Source organism: Bacillus sp. XT-2, assembly GCF_025696525.1.
Lineage (GTDB): Bacteria > Bacillota > Bacilli > Bacillales > Bacillaceae > Bacillus > Bacillus halotolerans.
The window spans coordinates 1-26,699 of sequence record NZ_JAHVOC010000011.1 but is presented as its reverse complement, the minus strand read 5'-3'; the positions used below and the strand labels follow the sequence as shown (position 1 = coordinate 26,699).

26 protein-coding genes and 1 pseudogene are annotated in these 26,699 nt (G+C 42.2%); 3 read left to right on the top strand and 24 right to left on the bottom strand.

Annotated elements, in window-relative coordinates; all coding sequences use genetic code 11:
• Positions 1–84: 84 nt before the first annotated feature.
• The 21 genes and pseudogenes from lpdA to KXD37_RS21895 form a co-directional block, all read right to left on the bottom strand.
• Positions 85–1,461, bottom strand: a complete 1,377-nt coding sequence (lpdA, locus tag KXD37_RS21990; protein ID WP_127695666.1) for a dihydrolipoyl dehydrogenase — start codon at positions 1,459–1,461, stop codon at positions 85–87.
• An 18-nt stretch (positions 1,462–1,479) separates the two neighbouring features.
• Positions 1,480–2,676: a dihydrolipoamide acetyltransferase family protein gene (locus KXD37_RS21985; protein ID WP_106021615.1), complete on the bottom strand. Its 1,197-nt coding sequence runs from the start codon at positions 2,674–2,676 to the stop codon at positions 1,480–1,482.
• Positions 2,677–2,690: 14 nt separating this feature from the next.
• Positions 2,691–3,719 (bottom strand): acetoin:2,6-dichlorophenolindophenol oxidoreductase subunit beta, encoded by a 1,029-nt coding sequence (gene acoB / locus KXD37_RS21980; protein WP_095714613.1) that lies wholly within the window; start codon positions 3,717–3,719, stop codon positions 2,691–2,693.
• A gap of 1 nt (position 3,720) precedes the next feature.
• Positions 3,721–4,722, bottom strand: a complete 1,002-nt coding sequence (acoA, locus tag KXD37_RS21975) for an acetoin:2,6-dichlorophenolindophenol oxidoreductase subunit alpha (RefSeq protein WP_106021617.1) — start codon at positions 4,720–4,722, stop codon at positions 3,721–3,723.
• Between the two features lie 234 nt (positions 4,723–4,956).
• Positions 4,957–5,646 (bottom strand): annotated as a pseudogene (locus KXD37_RS21970) (hypothetical protein).
• A 29-nt stretch (positions 5,647–5,675) separates the two neighbouring features.
• Entirely contained in the window at positions 5,676–6,128 is a 453-nt protein-coding gene (locus KXD37_RS21965) for a DUF6884 domain-containing protein (RefSeq protein WP_106021618.1), read from the bottom strand.
• Complete coding sequence (locus KXD37_RS21960; protein WP_127695668.1) at positions 6,125–6,880, bottom strand: hypothetical protein; 756 nt, start codon at positions 6,878–6,880, stop codon at positions 6,125–6,127. The genes KXD37_RS21965 and KXD37_RS21960 overlap by 4 nt, the downstream gene beginning before the upstream one ends.
• Positions 6,881–6,988: 108 nt before the next feature.
• A complete protein-coding gene (locus KXD37_RS21955) occupies positions 6,989–8,245 on the bottom strand; it encodes an amidohydrolase (RefSeq protein ID WP_263463736.1) in 1,257 nt (418 codons plus the stop codon).
• Between the two features lie 23 nt (positions 8,246–8,268).
• Complete coding sequence (locus KXD37_RS21950; RefSeq protein ID WP_174754409.1) at positions 8,269–9,804, bottom strand: AbgT family transporter; 1,536 nt, start codon at positions 9,802–9,804, stop codon at positions 8,269–8,271.
• A gap of 21 nt (positions 9,805–9,825) precedes the next feature.
• Entirely contained in the window at positions 9,826–11,010 is a 1,185-nt protein-coding gene (locus tag KXD37_RS21945; protein ID WP_101860289.1) for a M20 family metallopeptidase, read from the bottom strand.
• Between the two features lie 238 nt (positions 11,011–11,248).
• On the bottom strand, positions 11,249–12,232 hold the full coding sequence (locus KXD37_RS21940) for a tRNA dihydrouridine synthase (protein ID WP_263463735.1): 984 nt from the start codon (positions 12,230–12,232) through the stop codon (positions 11,249–11,251).
• Positions 12,233–12,984: 752 nt separating this feature from the next.
• Positions 12,985–13,269 (bottom strand): YfzA family protein, encoded by a 285-nt coding sequence (locus KXD37_RS21935; protein ID WP_021481197.1) that lies wholly within the window; start codon positions 13,267–13,269, stop codon positions 12,985–12,987.
• A gap of 62 nt (positions 13,270–13,331) precedes the next feature.
• On the bottom strand, positions 13,332–13,475 hold the full coding sequence (locus KXD37_RS24190; RefSeq protein WP_181185673.1) for a class III lanthipeptide: 144 nt from the start codon (positions 13,473–13,475) through the stop codon (positions 13,332–13,334).
• A gap of 253 nt (positions 13,476–13,728) precedes the next feature.
• Entirely contained in the window at positions 13,729–13,860 is a 132-nt protein-coding gene (locus KXD37_RS21930) for a class III lanthipeptide (protein WP_188323623.1), read from the bottom strand.
• 139 nt (positions 13,861–13,999) lie between these two features.
• Positions 14,000–14,131: a class III lanthipeptide gene (locus KXD37_RS21925; protein WP_188323623.1), complete on the bottom strand. Its 132-nt coding sequence runs from the start codon at positions 14,129–14,131 to the stop codon at positions 14,000–14,002.
• A 139-nt stretch (positions 14,132–14,270) separates the two neighbouring features.
• Positions 14,271–14,402 carry a class III lanthipeptide gene (locus tag KXD37_RS21920; protein ID WP_188323623.1) on the bottom strand — a complete coding sequence of 44 codons (132 nt, stop codon included), beginning with the start codon at positions 14,400–14,402 and terminating at the stop codon, positions 14,271–14,273.
• A gap of 20 nt (positions 14,403–14,422) precedes the next feature.
• Positions 14,423–14,542, bottom strand: coding sequence for a class III lanthipeptide (locus KXD37_RS21915; RefSeq protein ID WP_187265387.1), 120 nt, complete (start codon positions 14,540–14,542; stop codon positions 14,423–14,425).
• 27 nt (positions 14,543–14,569) lie between these two features.
• Positions 14,570–14,698, bottom strand: a complete 129-nt coding sequence (locus KXD37_RS21910; RefSeq protein ID WP_188323620.1) for a class III lanthipeptide — start codon at positions 14,696–14,698, stop codon at positions 14,570–14,572.
• 46 nt (positions 14,699–14,744) lie between these two features.
• A complete protein-coding gene (locus tag KXD37_RS21905; RefSeq protein ID WP_188323619.1) occupies positions 14,745–14,864 on the bottom strand; it encodes a class III lanthipeptide in 120 nt (39 codons plus the stop codon).
• 89 nt (positions 14,865–14,953) lie between these two features.
• On the bottom strand, positions 14,954–17,551 hold the full coding sequence (gene lanKC, locus KXD37_RS21900) for a class III lanthionine synthetase LanKC (protein WP_106022407.1): 2,598 nt from the start codon (positions 17,549–17,551) through the stop codon (positions 14,954–14,956).
• Between the two features lie 29 nt (positions 17,552–17,580).
• Positions 17,581–19,350, bottom strand: a complete 1,770-nt coding sequence (locus KXD37_RS21895) for an ABC transporter ATP-binding protein (RefSeq protein WP_223255281.1) — start codon at positions 19,348–19,350, stop codon at positions 17,581–17,583.
• Between the two features lie 421 nt (positions 19,351–19,771).
• Here KXD37_RS21895 and KXD37_RS21890 point away from each other — a divergent pair, with 421 nt between their 5' ends.
• Positions 19,772–21,169: a S8 family serine peptidase gene (locus KXD37_RS21890; RefSeq protein ID WP_106022408.1), complete on the top strand. Its 1,398-nt coding sequence runs from the start codon at positions 19,772–19,774 to the stop codon at positions 21,167–21,169.
• 914 nt (positions 21,170–22,083) lie between these two features.
• Here the strand turns inward: KXD37_RS21890 and rlmD are convergent.
• Both rlmD and KXD37_RS21880 read right to left on the bottom strand, forming a co-directional pair.
• Entirely contained in the window at positions 22,084–23,484 is a 1,401-nt protein-coding gene (gene rlmD / locus KXD37_RS21885) for a 23S rRNA (uracil(1939)-C(5))-methyltransferase RlmD (protein WP_106022409.1), read from the bottom strand.
• 113 nt (positions 23,485–23,597) lie between these two features.
• Positions 23,598–24,461 (bottom strand): DNA-3-methyladenine glycosylase family protein, encoded by an 864-nt coding sequence (locus tag KXD37_RS21880; protein ID WP_106021626.1) that lies wholly within the window; start codon positions 24,459–24,461, stop codon positions 23,598–23,600.
• 118 nt (positions 24,462–24,579) lie between these two features.
• On the opposite strand from KXD37_RS21880, the gene corA reads away from it, so the two are divergent.
• Both corA and KXD37_RS21870 read left to right on the top strand, forming a co-directional pair.
• Positions 24,580–25,539 carry a magnesium/cobalt transporter CorA gene (corA, locus tag KXD37_RS21875; RefSeq protein ID WP_059291643.1) on the top strand — a complete coding sequence of 320 codons (960 nt, stop codon included), beginning with the start codon at positions 24,580–24,582 and terminating at the stop codon, positions 25,537–25,539.
• Positions 25,540–25,638: 99 nt separating this feature from the next.
• Positions 25,639–26,502 carry an NAD(P)-dependent oxidoreductase gene (locus tag KXD37_RS21870; RefSeq protein ID WP_254518114.1) on the top strand — a complete coding sequence of 288 codons (864 nt, stop codon included), beginning with the start codon at positions 25,639–25,641 and terminating at the stop codon, positions 26,500–26,502.
• 59 nt (positions 26,503–26,561) lie between these two features.
• Here the strand turns inward: KXD37_RS21870 and KXD37_RS21865 are convergent.
• A partial coding sequence (locus KXD37_RS21865) for an IS3 family transposase (RefSeq protein WP_142396760.1) occupies positions 26,562–26,699 on the bottom strand: 138 nt, incomplete at its 5' end.

Genomic DNA, 26,699 nt, shown 5'->3' with positions numbered 1-26,699 from the left:
CTTACACGCCGTTTTCATCTATTGTAGGGGAAAAATAAAGCGCTTTCAACACAAAAAAGCCGGCGCATTCGCCAGCTTTTCTTTTTATGCATGCACCGCAAGCCCAATTGTGCTTAACAATGCTTCGTGCAGCGTTTCCGACAGTGTCGGATGAGCCGCGATAAAATGCTCTGCCATATCCGCCGTCATTTCTCCGTTCATGATGGCAGCCGCCTGGCCGATAAGCTCGGTCACATCCGGTCCGATCATTGAGACTCCGACGATTTCGCCGAACTCCGGTTCCGCCACGATCTTGACCTTTCCTTCCGCTTGGTGTTTGATGAGCGCCTTCCCGTTTGCGGCAAAAGGAAATTCACCAATCTGTACTTCTCCGTAAACGTGTCTTGCCTGTTTTTCAGTCAATCCGATACATGCGATTTCCGGCGATGTGTAAATACATCGAGGCACGTTTTTTTCGTTCATTTTGATGTCGCGTCCTGAAGCGTGTGAAGCGGCGATGATTCCTTCATGGAAAGCAGCATGGGCCAGCTGAATGCCACCGATCGCGTCCCCGCATGCGTAGATATGAGGCACATTGGTCTGCATCTGCTCATTTACGGGAATACCTTTTTGGGAAAAATCAATTCCCGCCTGGTCAAGCTGTAATCCATCCAGATGAGGTTTTCTGCCGATCGCCACCAGCACATAATCGGCCTTCGTCTTAAACTCACGCTGTCCGCTTTTCCATATCGCCGTTTTGGCTGCTTGATCAACACGCTCTAACCGGGAAGAAGTGTGAACTTCAACTCCGTCTTCCTCAAGCTTTTCCTGAAAGAGACGGGCGATATCCTCGTCCTCTGCCGGGATCAGCTGGCCGGCCGTTTCAATGATCGTCACCTTCGATCCAAGTCTGGCGAACAATCCGGCATACTCGCAGCCGATCACACCGCCGCCGACAATCACAAGCGAACCGGGAATTTCAGAAAGGCCGAGTGCATCTTTGCTGTCGATCACCCATTTGCCGTCAAACGGGGCAAAGGGCAGCTGGATTGGCTCTGACCCGGAAGCAATCAATATTTGTTCAGCCTCTCTGATTTCTTTGCCGTTCTCCCCTTCGATCAAGAGCTTCTTGTCAGAAAGAAAGGAGGCCTCTCCCTTCACGACTTGTATTTGATTTTTTTTCATTAAGTACTGTACGCCTTGGACAAGCTGGCTGACAACCTGCTGTTTTCGGCTCTGCATTTTGTCCCAATCAACCGATATTGCACCGGGCGGAAGTTCAATGCCGAAGCGCCCGGCATGTTTGATTTTATCGAGCACATTTGCGCTTTCTAACAAAGACTTCGTCGGAATGCAGCCTTCATTCAGACAGGTTCCTCCAAGTGAGCCTTTGTCAATGAGCAACACCTTTTTTCCCTGCTGTGCCGCTGAGACTGCTGCCGCATAGCCCGCTGGTCCCCCTCCGATAATGGCTAATGTCATGTTCTTTCACCTGCTTTTCTATAAAATTAACGCTGCCGGTTCCTCCAAATAAGTTTTGATCGTCTTCAGAAATTCAGCTGCCGGAGCGCCGTCACAGGTTCTATGATCAAACGTCAGGCTGAGCGGCAGTATCGTACCTCTGACAATCTCCTCCCCTTGAAAAACCGGCGTGTCATAGCTTGCTCCGATGCCGAGAATGCCTGTTTCGGGCGGATTTAATATCGGCGTAAAATGCTCCACGCCGGATGCGCCAAGGTTTGTGATTGAGAAGGTCGAGCCTTGCAATTCTTCGCTCCCCGCACGTCCCTCGCGTGCTTTTTTGGCGTTTTCTGAAATGGTTTTGGCCAGCTCAATCAGCGGCAGTTTTTCAGCATGACGAATGACAGGCACAACCAACCCTTTTTCAAGAGCAACAGCCATTCCAAGATGAACATGAGGAAGTGTGATAATGCGCTCATTTTTGTAGAAGCTGTTCAGCATAGGATGTGATTGGAGAGCGAGCACCGCAGCTCTTGAGACAAAATGAGTCATCGTTAATTTCGTGCCGTGCCGTTCCTCTGCTGTCGGCGAAAGCTGTTTTTGAAGAGCTGCCAGCTTAGTGATATCAGCCTTCATTGTAATCGTCAGCTGTGCGCTGTTTGCCAAGCTTTCCTGCATTCTGGACGCGATCACTTTTCTCATGCCTGTAACCGGCGTTTCCTGCGCCTTTTGATCAGAAACTGGCTCAGCCTGTTCTCTTTTTTGTTCAGAAAGCGCCTTTGTGACATCATCCTTCACGATTCGTCCGCCTGGTCCTGTGCCTTTCAGCTGTTTCACGTCTAATCCCGCTTTTTCCGCGATTTTCCTGGCGACTGGAGATATTTTGATTCGTTCTTTTTTACCGGCTGCGGGTTTGTTTTCTTGTTTTGAAGGCTGGACAGCTGGCGGCTCACTATCTTCTGCAGCAGGCTCTTTCGCCTCTTCCTGCACCGATTCATTGGCGTTCCCGATATAGCAGATGGCTGTACCGGGCGGAACCTCTTCCCCTTCTTTCACCTTAATATCAATCAGCGTGCCCTTTTCAGGCGCTTCGATTTCCATTTCAATTTTCTCCGACTGAATGCTGGCGATGCTTTCTCCCTTTTCAACCGGATCTCCCACTTTTTTGTTCCAAATCGATACTTCTCCTTGTTTCATGGCCATTCCCAACTTTGGCATCACTACTTTGACCGCCATATGTGTCCCCCCCTTTAATTCACTGCCGGCTCGCCAAGCAATTCAAGCGTGACGCTGACGATTTTATCTGGTGTCGGCAAATATTGGTCTTCAAGCACTGGCGAAAACGGCACAGGTGTGTGCGGCGCTGTAATCCGCTTAATCGGCGCATCTAGCAGATCAAAGCCTTTGTCGGCCACAATCGCGGCTATATCTGTGGCTATGCTGCATCGCGGATTGGCTTCGTCAATGATGATCAGCCGGTTTGTTTTTTCTAGCGATGTGAAAATCGCTTCCTCATCCAGAGGAGACAGACTGCGCGGATCAAGCACCTCGGCTTCAATGCCTTTTTCTGATAATTGTGCTGCCGCTTCGAGTGCGGTATTGACCTGCTTGCCGATCGCAAACAGCGTAATGTCGCTGCCCTCGCGTTTGATGTCCGCTTTTCCGAGCGGAATTGTATAATACTCTTCCGGCACTTCGCCTTTCATGTTGTAGGACGTTTTGTCTTCAAAAAAGAACACCGGATCGTTGTCTTCGATCGCCGCAAGCAGCAGACCTTTGGCGTCATACGGATTCGACGGAACAACCGTCTTCAGCCCCGGAATGCTTGTGAAAAGGCCGTACAGCGTCTGGGAGTGCTGTGCCGCAGCCCGGAAACCCGCTCCGTATGTGGTGCGGACGGTAATCGGCACTTGCGCTTTTCCGCCGAACATATAGCGGAATTTTGCCCCTTGGTTGATGACCTGGTCAAAGCACGTGCCGATGAAATCGTTAAACATCAGCTCCGCAATCGGTCTCAGCCCTGTTGATGCCGCAGCCATAGCGGCGCCCATATAGCCCGCTTCAGAAATAGGCGTATCCAGCACTCTGCTCCGTCCAAATTCCTGAACGAGCCCTTTTGTGACGCCTAATACGCCGCCCCATGCTTCATCGTCCTGCAAATGATCGACTGCCGCTCCTCCGGCTACATCCTCACCGATCAACAGCACATTTTCGTCCCTTCTCATCGCAAGTTTCATCGCCTCGTTGATCGCGTCTGACATGCTTATGACTCTTGCCATCTTACATTCCTCCTTTTTCATATGAGACATATACATCTGCCAGCAGCTCTGATTCTTTCGGATATGGGCTGTCTTCGCTGAAGGAGACTGCTTTTTCAATCGATTCTTTGACGCTTTGTTCAATATCTGCCAGTTTTTTTTCATCCGCCTCTTTTAACAGATAGTTTTTAAAACCTTGTATGGCATCCTTTTCTTCAAGGTGCTCAGCTCTTTCATCCTTTGTTTTATAGGTTTGGGCATCTCCTTCGAAATGGCCGTAGTTTCGGTAAGTCATGCATTCAATCAAGGATGGGCCTCCGCCGTTTCTTGCTCGTTCAATCGCTTCCTCTGCTGCCTGATAAACTGCTAAAATATCTTTTCCGTCCACGGTTACTCCCGGCATGTTATAGGCAGCTGCCCGATCAGCGATTGAATCACAGGCTGACGCGTACTCAAATGGCGTGGCTTCGCCGTAGCCGTTGTTTTCAGCGATAAACACAACTGGAAGATTCCATACAGCCGCTAAGTTGAGGCCTTCATGGAAGGTTCCTTGATTATTTGCTCCGTCTCCAAAAAAGCAAACGCTTACATTATTGGTCTGTTTATATTTAGCCGTGAGCGCTGACCCGCATGCGAGCGTAAATCCGCCCCCGACGATTCCATTTGCCCCTAACATACCTTTATTGAGATCGGCAATGTGCATCGACCCGCCTTTGCCTTTACAAAGCCCTGTCGCTTTCCCGAAAATTTCCGCCATCATGCCGTTCAGGTCACAGCCCTTGGCAATACAATGGCCATGCCCTCTATGTGTGCTTGTAATGCTGTCGCCATCATCTAAGTGAGCGCACACGCCTACAGCTACAGCTTCTTCACCGGCATACAAATGGACGAATCCGGGAAGCACTCCCTCTGCGAACAGTTCATGCACTTTGTCCTCAAAGCCCCTGATTTCCAGCATCTTTTGGTACATCCACAGCGCTTTTTCCTCAGTTAATGACAAGCCTTCTCGTTTTAACAGTTCCATTGTGTGTGCCTCCTTCTATTTAGGGTTCGCATTAATGAATGCAAGAAGTGTGCCAGCTATTGGATGCCTGTAAAATCAGTCTTCTATGTTGATACCATGAGACAGTTTGAGACAGGTGTCTCAAACTGTCTCGATATGAAACCATGTGTCTCGTTTTATTCCAAATAAAAATAGACCGGGCACCTGCCCGGTCTTTTGACGTCGATCGACATATTTATTTCCTCGGAAATCTTATCAACTTCCTAATGCCTCTGCATCGTTTGTCTGAATGGCGATTTCAGGAGTAAAATCAATTGAATATTTTACATAACCAAAGCCGCCGTCCCCATCCTTCTGCATGCAGTCTATCGTGCCTCTGAAATATGTATACCCTTTTTGATTTAGCGTTTTTCTGACGGTTTCCGCCATCGCCACGGCATCTGTTTTTGTTTTTCCGCTTGCATCTAACTGAATCGTCAAACTCAGCGGCGCTCTTTCAGCCAATTGCTTGCTCCAGCTTGTATCTAATGTAAACTGAGCGTGTTCAACGCTGATATCTGCTTCGGCTTTTATAAGTTGCGGAACGGCTTTTTTCAAATCCGCTTCGATTTCCTTTGATGCTTCTTGATTTAGATGTTTTGCAACAGACTCGGTATAGGCTTCTTCAATCCCATCGCAGGTTACCTTAGGATGGAGAAACCCTATCGCGCACATTTAGTAGCTTTGAGATTGGGTGTTTGCTTGAAACACATATTCCGAGGTTTTCGCGTTATAAACTCCATTCGTGATCTTGATTTCTTTTTGAGGATAGGTCTGTTTCACATATGATGTGAGCTTTTGCTCTGCGGCATTTTTTGAAAATGGATCACCGAATAAAATATGATAGATATAAAAGCCGCTTCCACATACCGCAATGGCAAGGAAGCCAAACACCATTCTTTTCATTTTCACACCCTTTTCGGGTTATGTACGTATTACAGTTCTTGTTTTTCTTCAACCGCCCTGTTCAGTGCCTGAAGCATGTAACCAATGCCTTTGTACGGTGCCAGCGGCCAGCTGATATGCTGATGATCTCCGACGACCGTGCTCAGGACTTTACGATATTTTTTCCCGCCGAGCATGACGAGCTCTTCTTTTTCAAGAAAACCCTTTTCACGATATTGACGGCTTAACTTCTCCTCTGTCATAATCTCTGGATGACCGCTCCCGAATGCCACATCGTAGTTTTCCGGCACGATGTCATCAGGACGCAGGAACCCGTGCTTCGCCGACAAAATGACCCACTCGTCAAAAAAAGCTTTTGCATACCGCTCGCACGCCTGATGAAACGGGCTCAGGTAAGCGTCTTCCGCCCTCGTCGGCCCCGCATCAGGCTGAACATCCCAGATTTTTTTCGCGCCGCAGGGGATGATGCATAGTCGTTTCATATTGATTTTCGAACTCCTTTTATCTTCTGGACTATCACAATGATTAAAATCCCGATCATGATCGCACAACCAACAGCGACCGTAATCAACGGATACAAAAGAGGAAATATGACATTGGGAATCACTTCATACATATCAGAATGATACCCCATTGAATTTCCTCCAACGTATGAAAAATTGAGCAGTTTTACACTCAATGGATCCTTGCTTCTATCAGAATAGCTTAGAAGCTTCTCCTTTACAGTCCCATCCTGATGAATCCTGATTATTTTCCATTTGCTTTTTTCAAGACTTATTTGATCGTCAGTTATTCTCTGAACAATGTAAACCAGATTTTGATCAGTCTTTCGATCCTTTACCGTTAATATTTCAAGCCATGAAAAGTATCTTCCTCCTCTTTCTCGATTAGAAAGCCATACTTCAGAAGGTGATGAGAGATCTCGGCCGTCTAATTGATACTGTATGTTAACAATCTCTCCGGCAGGGACGTTTTCGTCTTTATCCCAGCTTGTCAGGGGCGCATGTTTTCCTGTTTTGGTCTCAATAATCCTAATATGATGATTAAATATGTTGATATTTTGAGTATCTATCGCAGGTTCATAACCTTGCTTGTCTTGATATGCATAATGAATGTCATAACGATTTGTTACGTTGTGATCTATTATATTTTCTCTCAATAGTACAAAGATAGGATAGGCTGAAATCACGATCAGCAGCAGGCCTATACCTGTACAAAAATGCATTCTCTTCATTTGATTCTCCTCTTTTTTCATACCTATCAATGTACCATAAATCCAACAAATCGTCTCCTTTATTTGGAAATCGCTTCGAATGACATAAAAAAAGAGGGGATTCTCCCTCTACTTCAACAGCTTCAATGCCGCTTGCTTCAGAAGCTGAACGCTTCGCGGAAGAATATCTTCCTGGATATCGAACTTTTCATGATGATGCGGGGCAGCGATGTCGGTGCCAATGATCATATATGTCCCTTTTCCTCCCCGCTCCTGAACTCTTTTGATCATATAGCTTGCGTCTTCACTTCCTCTTGAGCCGGTCTGGATGCCTTGCAGTGAGGAAAATCCGCCAACCTCTCCAGCAGCTTCTAGCACGGTCGAAACCATTTCCTCGTCACATTTGATCGGAATCGCTCCGCCGATGATTTCGACCTCATGTTCAAGCTCATGCATGGCTGCGCTGTGGGCGTTGATCTTTCTCACCCGCTCTTCCAGATCGCGGTTGACCTCTTCTGAATCAGACCGCGTTTCAATGATCATTTTCGCGTGCTGCGGGATGATATTGGCCGCTGTTCCGCCTTCAAGCACGCCGACATTGATCCGGGTATCGCCCGAGCTGAAACGCGGAATGGCATGTATATTTAAAAGCGCCGTCGCCGCCCCTAGCAAAGCATTTCTGCCATGCTCAGGAGCCGCTCCTGCATGTGAGGAGACGCCCCGGAAATGAGCAGCCATTTTCGTAGTGGCCAGAAATCCTTCTGCACCGCCGTATACTTCCCCAAGCGGCACATTAGTCCCCAGATGATGGCAGAGGAGATAATCAACATCGTCCAGCATGCCTTTCTCAGTAACGGCATACGCTCCGCGGACACCCTCCTCAGCGGGCTGGAAAATCAGCTTCAGAGTACCTGCAAAGTTTCGATGTGCCAGCGCTTCAGCAACGCCTAGCCCGATCGCGGTATGTCCGTCATGGGCGCATGCGTGCATATTTCCTTCAAATGCAGAACGGAAGCCCTTGGCGTGAGGACCATGGTCAGCATCTGCGCTTTCTGTAATCGGAAGTGCATCCATATCAAAACGAAGCGCAACGACGGGTCCCGGCGTATTCCCTTCAAGTCTTCCGATGACAGCGGTATATCCGCCTTTCATCGGCGCAATGATATCAGGATCGGCTCCATTTTCAATTGCACGGTCAAAAGCGCGCTTCAGTTCTTTTTCTGAAGGAACGCCTCTGCGGGCCTCGCCATCCATTGCGTCCTTGCCATATGTCACGTGATATCCCAGGGCTTGAAGAGTTTCCACAACCTTTCCGGCTGTGCGAAATTCTGTGAAGCCCAGTTCGGGATGCCGGTGAAAATCTCGTCTTATTTGAATCATATCCATATGTCTCCCACCCTTTGCCGTTTTTATTTTGCATAAACGCCCGGTCCGATCGGCCAGCCGAAAGCGTACCAAATGAACATCATGAGAAGCCACGCCAAGAAGAACAGAACCGTATACGGAATCATGGTTGAGATCACAGTTCCGAAGCCCGCATCTGATTTGTAGCGCTTATAGTAAGCCATCAGCATCGGCAAATACGGATTCATCGGCGTAATGGTGTTTGTCGCGGAATCCGCAATCCGATAGGCAATTTGAATAAACGCGGGATGAAAATCCAGCAGCATCAGCATCGGGATAAACACAGGGGCCAGCAGCGCCCATAAAGCAGAGCCGCTCGTAATAAACAGACTGACGACACAAGTCAGCAACGAAAATCCGATTAATACAGGAAAACCTGTTAAATGGATGGATTCCAGAAAGTCCGCTCCTTTTACTGCCATAAAAATCCCCATATTGCTCCACGTGAAAAAGGCGATAAACTGCGAAATAACAAAGACGAGCACAATAAAGCCTGACATGCCTTTAATGGAATCTCCCATCAGCCTCGGGACGTCTGTCTGATTCTTAATGCGCCCGGCCACGATGCCATAAACAACCGATACAGTAATAAAGAACAGCAGAATGATGGGGATGATGCCTTTCAAAAAAGGCGAGGAAAGAATCGATCCGTTTTCAGGATCACGCAGGAGCGCTCCCTCTGGAACAACTAATAACGCAATGACTCCAGCATATAAAAGGGCCGCTGCCCCCGCCGCCTTCAGTGCTTTGATCTCTTTTCCCGTTAACGCCGCCATTTCAGGCTTGTATTCTCCGCGGTAGCTGCCAAGCCGGGGTTCAACGATTTTATCAGTAACCCATGCACCGATAAAGGCTAAAACAAATACGGAGGCCGCCATGAAAAACCAGTTATCGACAGCCGATACCTGAGCATTTTTATCGACGGTTTGCGCGACCTGTGTGGTAATGCCGGAAAGAAGCGCGTCTGTCCCGGCGATCATCAGATTGGCCGTGAATCCTGACCCTACACCTGCCGCAGCGGCCGCAAAGCCGGCAAGCGGATGACGCCCGGCTGCCATGAAGATCAGGGCGCCAACCGGCGGGATAATGACCCATGCCGCATCAGACGCCAGATTCCCTAAAATCCCGACAAATACGACGGAATAGCTGATGATCGCTTTCGGAACATGCGCCATCATCTTTTGCAGCACAGCCTCGATCAAACCGACGCGTTCCGCCAGCCCGATGCCGAGCACCATCGTGAGCACAAGTCCGAGAGGCGGAAATTGAACAAAGTTGTTCACCGCTTCCGTCAGCATCCAGTGAATGCCCTCGGTGCTGAGCAAACTCTTAACGGCTACCTCTTTCCCGTCTCCCGGATGTGTCACTGCGTTTCCTGCCAGCAAAACAGACATGGCAATGATGATCATCGATAAGTAGATAAATAACATAAAAGGATCAGGCAATTTGTTTCCGGCCTTTTCGATCCACTTTAATATTCCTTTATGCTCGATTTTTTGTAAAGAATCAGCGGTCATGACTTCCGGCAGATGTTTAGCCATAGCGCCCTCCTATAATCGGTTTTAGTTGATCTTCATTGAAATCGATTCACGGGAATGCAGAATGAAATAGACTGAATTTACAAATAATTTAACACCTGCTGATAACGCTTTTTCATCGAACGTGAATTTAGGATGGTGATGCGGATAGATCATCTCCCCGGTTCCCGCTCCCAAAGCGATATAACAGCTAGGCACTCGTTCAGAAAACGCGGAGAAATCCTCTCCGCCCATCATTGGCGCTAACGGAAATACCTGATCCTTCCCCCACAGATTCTCTGCTGCTTGTCTGACCAGTTCGGTTACGTTCGGATCGTTTACCACAGACTTGTATCCATGGCGGTAATCAAAATCATACGACGCGCCATGGGCTTCAGTTACGCCTTTTATAATGGTTTCCATGAGCGCTTCCGTATTTGCCCGGACTTCCTTTCGAAACGTCCTTACCGTCCCTCCAAGCGTCACAGTATCGGGGATCACATTGTAGGCGGAGCCCGCATGACACATGGTAACAGAGAGCACCAGTCTTTCGGCAGGATCTGTATGTCTTGAGGCAATGCTTTGCAAATGAGTAATGACTTGTGAGGCAATCACAAGCGGGTCAATACACTGTTCAGGCTGAGAGGCATGCCCGCCTTTTCCTTTAATCGTGATATCAAAGCGATCAGAGTTAGCTGTGACCGGGCCTGATGCCAGTCCGATTTTTCCTAAAGGCATGGCAGAAAACAGATGGATGGCTATGCATAGATCAAGATGGTCCGCAACACCAGCCTTCACCATTTCCTGCGCTCCGCCAGGATGAACCTCCTCGGCATGCTGAAAAATAAAGTAGACTTCGCCGCTAAGCTCATCCTTTTTCTGAGACAAAATCTCAGCCGCCCCAAGCAGCATGGCGGTATGCCCATCATGCCCGCACGCATGCATTACACCTGGATGGCGGGAGCGAAAATGACTGTCATGCTCTTCTTGAATCGGCAGCGCATCCATATCAGCGCGCAGCCCAATTCGCTTGCCCGGCCGCGCACCGCTCAGCCGGGCAACGACACTTGTCCTTGTCGGGCGGCTGATCTCAAGATTTTCAAAAGAAGAGAGCGTATCATATACAAATTGAGCTGTTTTTTCTTCTTGAAAGGACAGCTCCGGGTATTGATGAAGATGTCTCCTCCATTCAATCACGTTCTTATATATACTGGCGTATTCATCCATCATGCTTCCAGCCCCCATTCTGTTTTAGAAACTCTTGCATTTACTTTATTGATTATATGGAGCTGGTTCAATTGGAATGTCAGACAATCTGACTTATTGAATCAAAAAAGAAGAGGAAATCTGACAGATTCCTCTTCGTCTGTTGTATTTTTTGCACAGTGAAAATAAACATTTCCTAAATAACTAACTTATAAAGCAAAAAGAGCGTCCCGCTTCGCTTTTACCTTGAATTAGGAAACATCTACTGTTGCTCCACCCCATCAAGATACTTACTCTCAAAGTCATCGAGCAATGCACGCACTTCATCTGTTGACTTAGTGTTCATGCATTGGTTTCTTAATTCACTTGCTCCGCGGAATCCGCGGAGGTAAATTTTGAAAAAGCGAGGAAGAGGCTTGTATGGACGCGCTTCTAATGCTGAATATTTATCATGAAGATCCAGATGCAGCCGTAAGAGATCAAGCAATTCCTTGCTGCTATGCTCTTTCGGCTCCTTTTCAAAGGCAAATGGATTTGTAAAAATACCGCGCCCTATCATTATTCCATCGACACCGTATTGTTCAGCAAGTTTTAATCCAGTTTGGCGGTCAGGAATATCCCCATTGATCGTCAACAGTGTATCTGGCGCTACCTCATCACGAAGTTTCTTAATCTCCGGGATGAGTTCCCAATGCGCATCCACTTTGCTCATTTCCGCTCTTGTGCGCAAATGAATGGAAAGATTAGCAATGTCCTGTTTCAATACGTGTGTCAGCCAGTCGCGCCATTCATCTATATCCGTGTAACCAAGTCTAGTTTTCACGCTTACTGGCAATCCGCCTGCTTTTGCTGCTTGTATTAGTTCTGCTGCAACCTCTGGACGACAAATAAGGCCGCTTCCCTTTCCATTTCCCGCAACATTAGGTACAGGACAGCCCATATTGATATCTAGACCCTTAAACCCTAGTTCCGCCATACCAATACTCATTTGGCGAAAGTTCTCAGGCTTGTCTCCCCATATATGAGCTACCATTGGCTGTTCATCCTCCGTGAAGGTCAAACGGCCGCGCACACTATCCTTCCCATCCGGGTGACAATAGCTCTCCGAGTTTGTAAACTCTGTAAAAAACACATCCGGCCTGCCTGCTTCACTTACTACATGACGGAAAACAACATCTGTCACATCTTCCATTGGTGCCAGTACAAAAAATGGCCGTGGTAATTCACGCCAGAAATTATCTGTCATAACAAAAATCAAATCCTTTCATTAGGGGATACGGCTATACCTTTATCTCAATATAAAAAAACTGACCATGCTTTTTTTACACTATCGCATGCGAAAGCATTTCTTATCAATCTATAGTAAATTTTGAACATTTCACGTGGGATGATTATCTATACCTATTTTTTATATTGTGGCTAACACTGGCGCCGACCTTCGTCTTTCTTAGTGGCCTTACTTTTGAACTTTTTGGATAAATAGTATTCCAACCTAAATAGAATATCATATGAGTTCTCCATATTACCAACGCAAAATAATTGTCCTGTTATTGAAAATAAGATATTTAACGCTACACCATATCCGTATCTCAATATCATATTTGCGGAAAAACTAATTCAAGAGATAAACTTTGATTAAGCAAATTGAGTTGGGGGTGGTATAACTGAGTACTCAAGAGAATGAAAAAACCTCTACTTAAGCTTGCTACCACTTATGAATCACATGGAGTAAAGAGGATGAGAAGAGAAAATAAACTCCTACTTAAAAAAATGCAAGAACTTTAATCTGAACCATTTGGGATTTGCTCATGATTTAGAAAATAACCAACGCAGCAAGTGGCAACCTACTATATATTTGTATAGGGTTATAATTCGGTAATCCTGATCCAGAACCAATAAAATAGACTGCTGACTAAGTGTCGCAGTCTTCACTCATAAGATAATTAAGAAAGTGTTCATTTTCTTTCATCATTAAATAAGGCATCAGAAGTTATTGCTTTAATTTCGAATATCCTTTGTTATCCCTGTAATTATTTGTATAATAGTGAAAACTCCCAAGAAAACAGTAATAATATTAAACCATGGATTATCATAGAATGAAAGATATGTTTGAAAGAAATCTAGTTCAACTATGTTTGCTGGGAATCCATTCATTTCTCTATACTTAGGACCCCATCCCGTTAATTCTACAAAATTAAAATAAAGCTGAGATACTAAAAATGCCAAAAATGTTTGAAACCAACTTCTTTTATATAACGGTCGTTTTTTATATACTTTATCCATTTAGTTATCCATTTCCTTCTCTGCAATACTTTTTAGCCAAGTGTCAATCTAAAATCATTATATTATGAAGCATGATTGTCGCAATAATTACTTATTAAGGATATAACCATTGTAGGTATTACTGTAATAGTTGTTATGGTTGGTCCCACTTGCGGTTCCACCTCGGCACTATTATTTAATTGTTGTAATGCTAAAACATTATTCATTAATATTCCTCCATTCTTCATTTTATAAATTTAGCATTTTTGATTTTAGTTCTACATATAAATGAAGAACTAAGTCCCTTCATTCATTTTCCATTGACAATAAAAAAGAAGTATGGGATAGTGAAAAGAATTTATACGAAAGCTAAATTTGTTCCTTTTTTTGGAAACAGGAAAAGGATTGGGGTCCTTTTCCTGTTCAGGCTTTCATATAATGTATAACGACCAAGCATACTTTTTTAGTGTGTTTGGTCTTTTATCCACAGTTGTTGCTAATAGTAGATGTGCCTACTATCGTTGTGATTAGTGTAAGCAAGCCACCTTTGCCTTTTGAAGCTTCTACGTCAGATCCTTCATTGAGTTGTTGAAGTTCCAATACATCTTTCATTTGGTTTGACCTCCTTTTTATCATTTATTACAACTTTGCTAATAGTAAATGTCAATGAGTGTTGTTAGAAGTGCCTACCCATTGTTCCTACTTCAGCACTTGATGTACGTAGAAAATCTTTTTTGTTATGTGTGGCCTTTTATCCACAGTTGTTGCTAATAGTAGATGTGCCTACTATCGTTGTGATTAGTGTAAGCAAGCCACCTTTGCCTTTTGAAGCTTCTACGTCAGATCCTTCATTGAGTTGTTGAAGTTCCAATACATCTTTCATTTGGTTTGACCTCCTTTTTATCATTTATTACAACTTTGCTAATAGTAAATGTCAATGAGTGTTGTTAGAAGTGCCTACCCATTGTTCCTACTTCAGCACTTGATGTACGTAGAAAATCTTTTTTGTTATGTGTGGCCTTTTATCCACAGTTGTTGCTAATAGTAGATGTGCCTACTATCGTTGTGATTAGTGTAAGCAAGCCACCTTTGCCTTTTGAAGCTTCTACGTCAGATCCTTCATTGAGTTGTTGAAGTTCCAATACATCTTTCATTTGGTTTCATCTCCTTTTTATCATTTATTACAACTATTGCTAATAGTAGATGTACCGATGAGTGTTGTCAGAAGTGTCCACCCAGCTGTTTCTACTTCAGAACCTTTACTCAATTGTTGTAACTCTAGTACTTCATTCATTTGTTCATCCACCCCTCTTAATTACCCTTAACAGTTATTGCTAATAGTAGATGTGCCAACTATCGTTGTGATTAGCGTAAGCAAGCCACCTTTGCCTTTTGAAGCTTCTACGTCAGATCCTTCACTGAGTTGTTGAAGTTCCAATACATCTTTCATTTGGTTTCACCTCCTTTCAAGTACTCTTTCTTTGATTATGCTTCAATTAGCAATGATTGCTAATAGTAGATAATGTAACAGAAATAGTTGTTAGAGTAACAGTCCATGCCGCAGGCTCTACTTCAGATTTTTCATTAAATTGTTGAAGTTCTAACACCTCTTTCATTTTCTTTTCTCACCTCCTTCGTAAGTTCTGTATATTAACTGCTTTAATTCCAATCTTCAATGATTATCATCAACTATAAGTGTTAGAGTTTAATTGTTTAACAACAATTCTTTTTTAGTCTTATTTAAGAAACTATCAATTTTTATTATTGGCAACCAATATAACGGATTTGAGAACTGGATAGAGTTTATGCCCAATATTATGCCAGCACTTCCGGAGTAGTAATCATCTGCTAAACGAAAACTGAAGTTTCCAGGGAATAATACTTGATCATCTTTGCGGATAAGAAACAATTCTAGTTTTTTCAATGCCAGCTCAATCTGCTGACTGATTTCATTATTTTCCTTAGTCATTGACGGGATTAACAAGAAACTACCGACCCCATCAAACAATCCACCGCTATATGCAATTCTTACTTTATTTAAATTGATTATTTGCTCTAATTCTTCTCTAAATAAATTATTATTTCCTACATAATTTAAATACCAAATAGCAACCCCTATTCCGATTGATCCTCCTGATAAATAGGGTAGTAATCGAGGGTTTTGATCATCATACGTTTGCAAAGTATTCGTCTCTTCATCTACCTTACAATGTTTTAAATCCCACTCAATGTATTCTTTTGACTTTACATAATATTTTTCTTTCTTAGTAACTGAATATAATGCCGCATAGAATAAAGATATTCCTGACCAACCATCAATCAAACCTATAGGGACTGCTGCAAAATCAGTTGCTGATAATTTATCATCTTCAATAATCCTATTTTCTATCTGATCAGCAATTTTTTCAGAAGTAACCAAAAAGTCATCATTATCTTCCTCCAAGTATAAGCTAATTAATGAAAGACCTATTCCCGATAATCCTGACCTTAATGAAATATCTTTCATATCTTCATATGACAGATTATTGAATAAGTTCATAGCTTCCTCTATGTACCCCAATTCATACAATGTTGCTGCGATACCAGCTCGTCCTGTAAATAACCCAATATCATCATTAAGTACATGCAATTTTTTCAGTAAAACATTTTCAATCCAATCCCGAACTTGCTTGTTGACGTTTCCAGATCTGTACAATGCCAATGCAGCTCCAGTTCCTCCAGTTAGTACATTTAACTTTCCAGATGGCATTACAAATTGCCGCACATCGCCATGAATTAGCGAGCTGTTGGGCAACATATTACTCTCTATGCTGTTTCTCAATCCATTTATAACTTTTGACATGTCCATTTCTTTTTTGATTTCACTGTCATAATTATTCTTGAATATCTTTTCTTTGGTGTCAGATAAGTATCTGTCACATAGATTTTCTGTATTTACAACATATTGATAAACATCTTTACCAAATTCATTCTCTATCCACATATCATGTTTCTTTTTAATGCTTTCTTCTATATCAATAACTGGACCTATTGGCAGAATACAAAATCTTAAAACTTTCTTTAGTGCATACCAATCTCGCTCCTTATGATTCTTATTTTTCTTATTTGTATATCCAATTGTTTGCAACGCTCCATTTTCTTCAGAGAGAGCGCTAGCAGCCTCAAAATCAATAATCTTAACATTTGATTCGGGGGTAATCATTATATTTTGGGGTTGCAAATCTCCCATACCAACATCTTTACTATGTACTAGTTTAATTGTTTCTATCAAGCTATTAATTATTTTTTTCACCTTACTAATGTATTCATTTTTATCATTCTCAATGTTGAAAGGATAATTGATTGCACACCATGATTGAAGGGTTACACCTTCTACAAATTCTTCAACTAAAAATACATGTTTCCATGCTTTAAAGTAATCGAGCACATTAACAACACCTTCAACTTCTGTAAGTGTATTTAATGCTTCGTATTCTATATTCAATCTATCAATCGCATCATTTAATTGACCATCTAATCCTACTTTAGGTCTCCCTTCTTTGATCACCACTTTCTTTCCATCTGATTTTCTTATTCCTGTATATATACCGCCACCATTGTTAAACCTAAGGACTCCTTGGAACTCATAATCATTAAAATTACTTACATCTTGAGTATCTAATAAGTTATTCTTGGTATCTAAATATTGATCAAAATCACTTACGAATTCAGGTATTTTATAATATGGCTGCCTATTGTCTGGGATTAAATTTCCATTTTCATCTTTAATGCACAGTTCTCCTCTTTCATTGTAAATATTCTTAAATGCACCGTATCGGTAATATATATTGCTGCCCTTCCATGATTTGTCATTTAGTATGTATGGGCCATTCTCGTAGTGTTTTAATTCTTCATAAAGTTCATTTAATAACCCGAAGAACATGTTATCAGAAGAAGGATAGATAGCGATAAATTTTCCAGATGAAGTTCGATTACCATGCTTTGAATTCATATTAAAAAGAGATTGTTTATCTTTAATATGCTTAAATGGTATCTGATGTTTAAATATAATTTGACTCACAACTTTTAATATATCCTGAGCATTATTCATTGTCGCACTTATGTGTATTTTCCAGCCTTGTTCTTTGAGGGTATGATTGGGATTATTATAAAACTTCCACGGTGATTTATATTCTGTACTAACAGTATAGTAATTTGGCATATTATGTACTTCGTATGGATCAGTCTCTGCATTTGGGCTTTTCTCTATATAGTACTTTGAATTTTCACTCATGTGTTGGAAATAAACTAATTTTTTGTCCATTTTGTTCTCGCCTCTCTTAAGCGCTCTTTTTAATTGGTTAATACTAATGGATCGGTACTATCTTCTTTAAACTGCTGCTCACAGAATTGACGATACAATTTATGACTACGCTTTAACTCCCAATGATTCCCTTGACCTGTCACCTCACCATTTTCCATAAAAATGATATTGTCAGCGTTTATAATGGTGGATAACCTATGTGCTATTATAATAGCGGTTCTATCCTTCATGAGCTTCTTCATTGCTTCGTTCACAATTTGTTCAGAATGACTGTCAAGACTTGCAGTTGCTTCATCCAAAAAGATTATATTTGGATCCTTCAGAAACATTCTCGCAATAGCAATTCTTTGTCGTTGTCCTCCTGATAAGTTTAGACCTTTTTCTCCAATATTAGTTTCTAACTCGTTAGGCAATTCACTTATAAATTGCCATGCATATGCCTTCTTACATGCTTCTACTATTTTTTTTTCATCTGGGGGATTTTCTAAACCAAAGATGAGATTGTCTCTAATAGTACCGCTTATTAAATCGTGATTCTGTGCTACATATCCTATTTGGCTACGCCATGATTTTAATGAAAATAACTCAATATTCTCTTCACCAAAATAAATATTTCCGCTATTAGGATTATAATATCTTTCCAGAATAGAGATGATTGTGGTTTTACCACTACCACTAGGACCTACTAAGGCATTTACACTTCCCCCTTTTATTATTAAATTAATATTATTCAAGGAAAATGCCTTATCCTCTTTACCATAGCAAAATGATAAATTTTCAATCACTAAATCTTTATAGGTTTCCGCTAATTCTTTCCCTTTATGCTGATCTTCTCCTTGCTCATATATCAATTGAGAAATTCTTTCTGTTGCACCTATCGTCTTTTGTATTTGAGTAAAGAATAACCCAAAGTTATTAAGTGGACCTATGATATAGAACATAAGTGTCAGAAATGCAATAAAGGTTCCTGGCGATAAACTTCCATTGGCTAATTTAACCCCTCCGAATCCAATTATGCTAATAATGATAAGCATCATCATTAAATTAATGATAGGGTTTAAAATAACCATCCATTTTGTTTGCTTTAGGCCTATATTTCTTAAAGCTTCAATATCTTCTTTTCCTCTTTCTACTTGTAATTTTTCTGCAGTTGAAGATTTAATCAGTCTTATTGAGGATATTGTTTCAACAGCTCTTACATTTAATTCTCCTGTTAAGCTTTGTGTCATTTTAGATAATTTTGATAAAATTCTTCCTAAAGGTATAAAAATCAACAAATAAACTGGAATTGCTACGATAATCACCAATGTCAATTGCCAATCATAGTAAAACAACCAAAATCCACAAAAAAGCACTATTAATATAGCATTAATAAATTGCGAAAAAGAGTTACTTACTAAGTTGTAAATCACCGTAGTATCATTAACAAATCTACTTGCTATATCTGCAGAACGATTCTTATCGTAAAATTCTATAGGTAGTATTACTATCTTTTCCCATAATAAATTTCTGAGATTTGCAACAACGTTATATCCTACTACACTTAACATATAACTACCAACTGCCCCGATTACTCCGCTGATTAAAAATATTGCCAGAAGACCTAAAAGATCCCACAAATTGATCTTTTCAAGAATATTATAATAGTCTATTAGACTTTTTAAATAATGAGGCACTAAAGTAGAAGCTATTGCGCTTAATCCACTTAAAAATATTGCCAATATAAATAATCTTATATTCGGTCTGGTTTTTCTCAGTAAGAAGAAAAACTCTTTCGAGTTAAAATTGGGGTTGGTCATCATTTTCACCTCTTCCATTTATTCCAATGTTTCGACTTTTTAAATCGAATGACTCATGATACCTTTCCTAATATTCCTATAAACAATATTTCACACATAATAACTGCAAGTCAATATATAATTTTACAAATTATGAAAAAACAGGTCTTTGGTTTTGCATTATTCTACTCATGTATATTTACCCATAGTAATTTTGACCCGCAAAACCACAGGTGTAGTATAAAAGAATAAAAAGAAGTTTAATTTAATCATACTAAAGGTGAATTTCTCGGGATAATTACTGATAATTAGAAAAATATGTATTGACTGATTTACTTATATTTTATAAACTTGAATTTAATATACTTATTTTTGGAAAGGGGGTAAATTATATACAATCTTATTATTTAATGAACTGTATTAAGGAAAAGGAGTATAAAAAATGAAGAATTTAAGAAGAATTTCGATGGTTTTCATATTTGTAATTGTATCCAGTTTACAGCCTATAAGCTCTCATGCTGAAGAATCAAATTATGATGAATCTATCATAATTAACCTCGACTCAAAAGTAAGTGAATCGACAATAAACAAGGTTCAGGAAAAGTATTCAAATATAGAAACAAATTATATTAAAGAACTAGATTTATTGGTAATAGATAATATAAAACCAAGCCAATTTTCAGCAATCAAAGATATTGCTAAAGAAAAATTAGACGCAAAAGAAATTATTGAGGATAAAGATATTTCTCTTCCTGATAAAAGTAAACAGATTCCTGATAAAGTGGCATTTTCATCACAATTCACGGAAGATAATGAAACTCTTTATGACAGTTGGTTATGGAATATTAAGCAAGTTACAAATGATTATCGAAGTTATCATATAAATAAAGGATCTCATAATACAAAAGTAGGAGTAATCGATTCAGGCATAGATTTCAATCATCCAGACCTCAAAAATAATATTGTAGATACTGGAGAGTCTTTTGTTCCAGTTGAAGATAATACACAAGACTTTTATGGGCATGGAACTTCTGTGGCTGGGATAATTGCTGCTAATGGGGGTGTAAAAGGAGTTGGACCAAATCTTGGTTTAGTGCCGTATAAAGTATTTGATAAAAACGGTAAATCTAAAACAAGTTGGGTTATAAGCGCAATTGTTAAAGCTACGGAAGATGATATGGACGTAATTAATTTAAGTTTATCTACTTTCTTATCAAAAAAAGATAAAGAAGATAGAGAGACTATAAAACTTTTTGAAAAAGCTTTTAAATTCGCTAGAAAACACAATACTTTAATTGTTGCAGCAGCTGGAAACCATGGATATGATATCTCAAATTCAAAAAAACTTGCACAACAATTAGGTAAACCAAAGGACAATATCCTACATCTTCCTGGTGGTGATAACGATGTAATTACTGTATCTGCCACCACAGCGCAAAATACAAAAGCTTCTTACTCAAATTATGGAAAAAACATCTCAATTGCAGCTCCAGGTGGTGATCTTGACCCAAGTTTTCTGGATACAAATAAGATTGATCTATATAGCTTGGTATGGACTACTTCCCCTGTAAATATCCCGCAAACTCCGCTAAGTAAGTCACTAGGCTTTCAAGAGGGATATGAACCTACTTTAGGGACAAGTGTAGCAGCTCCAATAGTAACTGCTACAGCAGCCCTATTAAAGACAGAATACTACGAAAAATACGGAGAGGAGATGCCAATTCGTAAGGTTGAAGAAAACTTATATCAGAACACAGACCACGTTGAAAACTTAGATAAGAATGAAGTTGGTAGCGGTATCGTAAATGCTTACGAATCATTGCTTAATATTGAGAGATAGAAGATATTAAGCAGTTATCGAACTTTCACTAAAAATACTTTGATAAATAAAAAAAGATTACTAGACGATAATGATGATGAAGCTAGAGATGAAATAAACCGTATTTATGAGATATTTCACAAGCAACTTACTATTACTAAGTTGCTTGTGTCATATTTTATTACAGCCTGAGTATTCAATTCTTTAGCTACAAGCTTGTTGATTTCTTTATCCGCACTAAACCCAGCATGTAACAGCACCTAAGCCGGTATTCAAAGATTAGCCAACCAAATAATAAAAATAGGAAATTAATCCACTCTCCTTTAGAACCTATCATTAGAAAGTAAGTCGTCTTTGTATACCTTGGTTAACGTTTAGGCAGTTCATTTTTTCTATAACATTCGAATTAAAGACTGTAGAAAGCTAGAATTTACTAAGAAATAGCTGTTATTTGACCAAAGAATATACTCTTTTAGTTGTGTTCTAGCTTCTTTATTATTTTTTAAAAATACGTTAAGTAATGCTGCTTTCATCAATTCCACTCAAAAGGACAGACATGAACTCCCTTCTCTTATATCTCCAATTGTAAATTTATGTTTTAAATATTACAGACGAAACAAATCTCTTCCCTCTTACTATGTACAAAAATAATATACATTTCTAAATCAGACCCTTCCAACCCGCATTCCACCGTTCGAGTTAAAATAGACTTTTCCTACCGAACCCCCATTTTCATACTTTTTCTGTTCAAAATTGGCTGTTTTTCACCCGCTTTTCAACACGCTTTTTCAACTCTTTTCGTCAGTTAAAATAAAGATCTCCAAGAAATGAAGGAAGATAAAATTCAGAAAAGACAGTCAGGTCAAGGTTTGCGCATGAAAAAGACCCGGAAATCGGCAATGTTCATTCTACCGAAATCCAGATCTGATTAGGACTTAATGAGACGATTTCAATACAAGCTTCGCCACCGCTTCAACGTGAGCCGTCTGCGGAAACATATCGACAGGCTGAATATATTCCACGCGATAGTCCTTCGACAGCGCCTGCAAGTCTTTCGCAAGCGTGGATGGATTGCAGGATACGTATACAAAGCGTTTCGGTTTTACTTTTTTGATCGTGTCTAAGAATGTTCCGTCGCAGCCGGTTCTTGGCGGATCTACGATGACGACGTCCGGGCGGAAACCTTCTTTCGTCCATTTCGGGAGCCAGTGCTCGGCTGTTCCTGTTACGTACGTGGCATTTGTCATGCCGTGTTTTTTGGCGTTTTTCTTGGCATCATCAATAGATTCCTTGATGACATCCATGCCGCGGACTTCCTTCGCTCCGTCCGCCACCCACATGCCGATGGTGCCGACGCCGCAATACGCGTCAACGACTTTTTCTTTCCCGGTCAACTGCGCCGCTTTCTTCACTTCGTCATACAGCTTGACGGTTTGCTCCGGATTGAGCTGGAAGAAGGCGCGGGCGCTCAATTCAAAAGATACGTCGCCGAGCACTTCTTGAATCACGGTATGTCCGGCGAGGGGTTTTGATTTCTCACCGAAAATAACAGAGGTTTTCGCTCCGTTTACATTTTGAATAATGGATTTCACCTCAGGCAGCCGCTTTTGGATCGCTTTGACGATTTCTTCCTTATGCGGAAGCGTTTCTTTTGCTGTCACAAGCACGACCTGCACTTCGCCTGTTTCAAAGCCGACTCTCGTCACTATCGTGCGAACGTCGCCTTTTCTTTTCCGTTCATTATAAACAGACACATTGAAATCCTCTAAAATGCGGCGGACGATGCCTGTTGTTTTATTTGTTGCCGGATGCTGGACGACACAGTCTTTGATCGGCACGATATCATGAGAATCAAGGCCGTATAAGCCGGCGATGATGCTGCCGCTTTGTGAGCGTCCGATCTGGAATTGGCTTTTGTTGCGGTAATTCCATGGATTGTCCATGCCGACCGTTTCTCTGATATCCATGTTTTCGACTTTAAACTTCGTATGGCGCTCCAGAGACTGGATGACGATGTCGCGCTTTTCCCGAAGCTGCTGGCTGTATGCAAGATGCTGAAGCTGACAGCCGCCGCACTGCTCGTAGACAGGGCAAGGCGGTGCCACCCGATGCTCCGAAGCCTTGCGAATCTTCTTGATCCGTCCCTCCGAAAACTTCGGCTGCACTTTCGTCGCTTGGACGACAACCTCTTCACCAGGAAGCGCGCCGGGCACGAACACGACTTTTTTCTTGAAATAGCCGACGCCTTCCCCGTTAATTCCGAGACGTTTAATCGTCAGCGGAAAGGTCTGTCCGACTTTCAGTTCGACGAGCGCCTTTTTGTTTTGTTGGTTCACGTTGTTCTCTCCGTTTCTATATGAAGCTTTCTGCAGATGGCAGAAAGTGAAATGTTTTTTTCACATCTTTCTAGTATAACACGTTTGCACGATTTCCTTCATTGTCAGACGAATTATTCTATACTCCTCCACAAATACAACGACGCATAGCTCAAATAAGGCTCCCACTCCTTGCTCATCGCGAGCATAACATCCTTTGCCGGTTTGTCGTCCAAATTGAAATGGCGTTTGATCGCGTTTTGCAGTCCGATATCGGCCAGCGGGAATAAATTGGGCCGTCCGAGCCCAAACATCAGCACGTTTTGTACTGTCCATGGGCCGATGCCTCTGATTTTGATCAGTTTCTTCATGATGTCTTCATCTGTCAGTTGGGGCAGCTCTGACAAATCGAGTGTGCCTTCTGCAATCATCCTTGACGTATCAATGGCGTATTCCGCTTTTCTCATGCTGAACTGGAGCTCGCGGAGATCTTGATAATCCAGCGCCGCAATCGTTTCCGGCTTCGGATAGCACCACACGCCGTCCTTCTGCTCGCCGAAGGTTTGGACAAACCGTTCTGTCAAGGTGTACGCAAAAGATAAATTCAGCTGCTGATGCACAATGCATTTCATGATACAGTTGTACACGCTGTAGTCTAATACCAGCGGCGTGCCTGCATGCTCTTCAAAAATCGCGGAAAGATTCGTTTTTGAGAAATGATCAAGGACATGCTGCAAATCATGTTCCCATTGAAAAATCCGTTTGATTTCCTTCATCATGTCTTCCTGCTCTGTTTCCCCGCTGACGAGAAACTCGGGCTCGTCCGCATGGCCTAAAGCCTGCACCTTCACAATACATACGTCACCGGCCTTATTTCTGATCGGCACTCTTATGTCCCGCGCTTTCAAATCAACTGCATTCAGAGGGTCTAACGCCAGCCTGTCGAGCACACGGTCAAAATGGTACGGCGGTGTGACCGATACTTTTTCTTTCCACATATGATCAGCCCTTTTTCCGTTTTTTGTTCAGTATACCACGCGGCTGGAAACCTGTAGAAAACACTGTATACTTTTCTGAAAAAGGCCGCATGATATAATGGCACGTGGAGGGTTGTTTATGATCAACATTACCGCTATCACAACACAGCATCAGCTTTTGAAAAATATACCGATCGAACGGGTTGAACAGCCGGATATTGCGTGGTACTGGGTTGATTTTTACGGCCCGGAGGAAACGGAAACCGCGTTATTGAGAGATTTTTTTCATTTTCATCCGCTTGCGATTGAAGATTGCTTTCAGCATATGCAGCGCCCGAAGCTTGACCATTACGATGGCTATCGCTTTTACGTGCTTCATGCGCTGAATCAGGAAACACTTGAGACCGAGGAAGTCGATATCTTTCAAGGCGAAACATTTGTCGTCACCTTTCATTTACACGAAACGCCCGGTATCGCCAAAGTCCGGGAGCGATTATATGCTTCACCGGACATGTTTAAAAAAGGGCCGGGGCATATTTCTTACATGATCATGGATCAGCTTGTTGATGAATATTTTCCTCTGGTGTACAAAATAGAAGACCGGCTGAATGAGATTGAAGACAGCCGCAGCCACAAAACGTACGGGACGCTGATGAGCGAGGTGTTTGAGCTCAGAACTGACCTATTGCATCTCAGGCGGACCATTATTCCGATGCGTGATTTGCTGTATCGGATTTTAAGTCTTGACCATGTGAAGGAGCAGCGGGAAACAAAGGCATACTTCAGCGATATTTATGATCATTTATTAAAGCTTTCAGAAATTGTGGAATCTAACCGCGACATGACGTCCGATTTGCGTGACAGCTACGTGACACTGAATTCGAACCGGATGAATGCGATTATGATGACATTGACCATCGTGTCTACGATTTTTATCCCGCTCACGTTTATCGCCGGCGTTTACGGCATGAACTTCGACAACATGCCGGAGCTTCACTGGAAATACGGATATTTTGCCGTGCTTGGCCTGATGGCCGCTCTTGTGGCCGGCATGCTGATATGGTTTGTACATAAAGGATGGTTCAACATCTTTAAATGAGGACAGCGTGAAGCTGTTCTTTTTATTTTGGTAAGCCGATTTCCAGCATATCCTGTTCATTTTGTATATAATGAAAAAAATGTTCAGGGAGTGATCAGATTGAAAATCGCTGTGATCGGACTCGGCAATATGGGACAGCCCATTGCCCGAAACGTGCTACAAGCAGGTCATCGTTTGACAGTATACAATCGGACGAAAGAAAAGACGGAAGAATTCGCATCCCAGGGCGCCCAAGTGGCAGAAACGCCGCGCCAGGCGGCCGAGACCGCTGATATTGTCGTGACAATGCTTTCCGATGACAATTCTGTCAGCAACGTGACGTTCGGCAAAGACGGATTGATTGAAGGGTTATCAGAGAATGGCATTCACATTTCGATGAGCACGATCAGTGTGGAGTTCTCAGAAAAACTTGCGGCCGCCCATGCAGAAAAAGGACAATCCTTCCTTGCGGCTCCTGTGCTGGGAAGACCGGATGCCGCCGCAAAAGCCGCGCTTCGCATTATAGCGGCAGGACCCGCGGAAGCAAAAAAAACAGCAAAACCTCTGCTCGAAAGCTTGAGTCAGCAAGTGTTTGACGTCGGCGAAGAAAGCAAAACAGCAAACGCAGCGAAAATCAGCATCAATTTCCTGCTCGTATCTATGCTGGAGGCGTTATCTGAATCATTCCTGATGATGGAGAAATACGGATTAGAGCAAAAACAATTTTTAGAGATCGCCAACGCGCTTTTCGGCTCCCCTGTATATCAAAATTACGGAACGATCATGGCCGAGCAAACATTTGAGCCGGCGGGCTTTAAAATGTCATTAGGGTTGAAGGACACCAATCTGGCGCTCGCCGCCGCGGGGCAGGTTTCTGCAAACCTCCCTCTTGCCGAGCTGGCGAAAGGCCATTTTGAAAGCGGTATTGAAAAAGGGCTTGGAAACCTAGATTGGGCCGCTTTAATAAAATGCATAGAAAAATAGAAAAAGCCTCTCCATTGCGGGACTGACCCCTGTTTTTGAGACAGGGATCAAAACACCTTTTATACAGCCGATTGCCGATAGCTTATCGGTGATTGGCTGTTTAGTTTCGTTTGAATACGAATGTTGTTATAATAATAAATGTATTCTTTGACAGTGCGTTCTACGATGGCGGTCGTGGTTCGATTAATGCTGTTAAG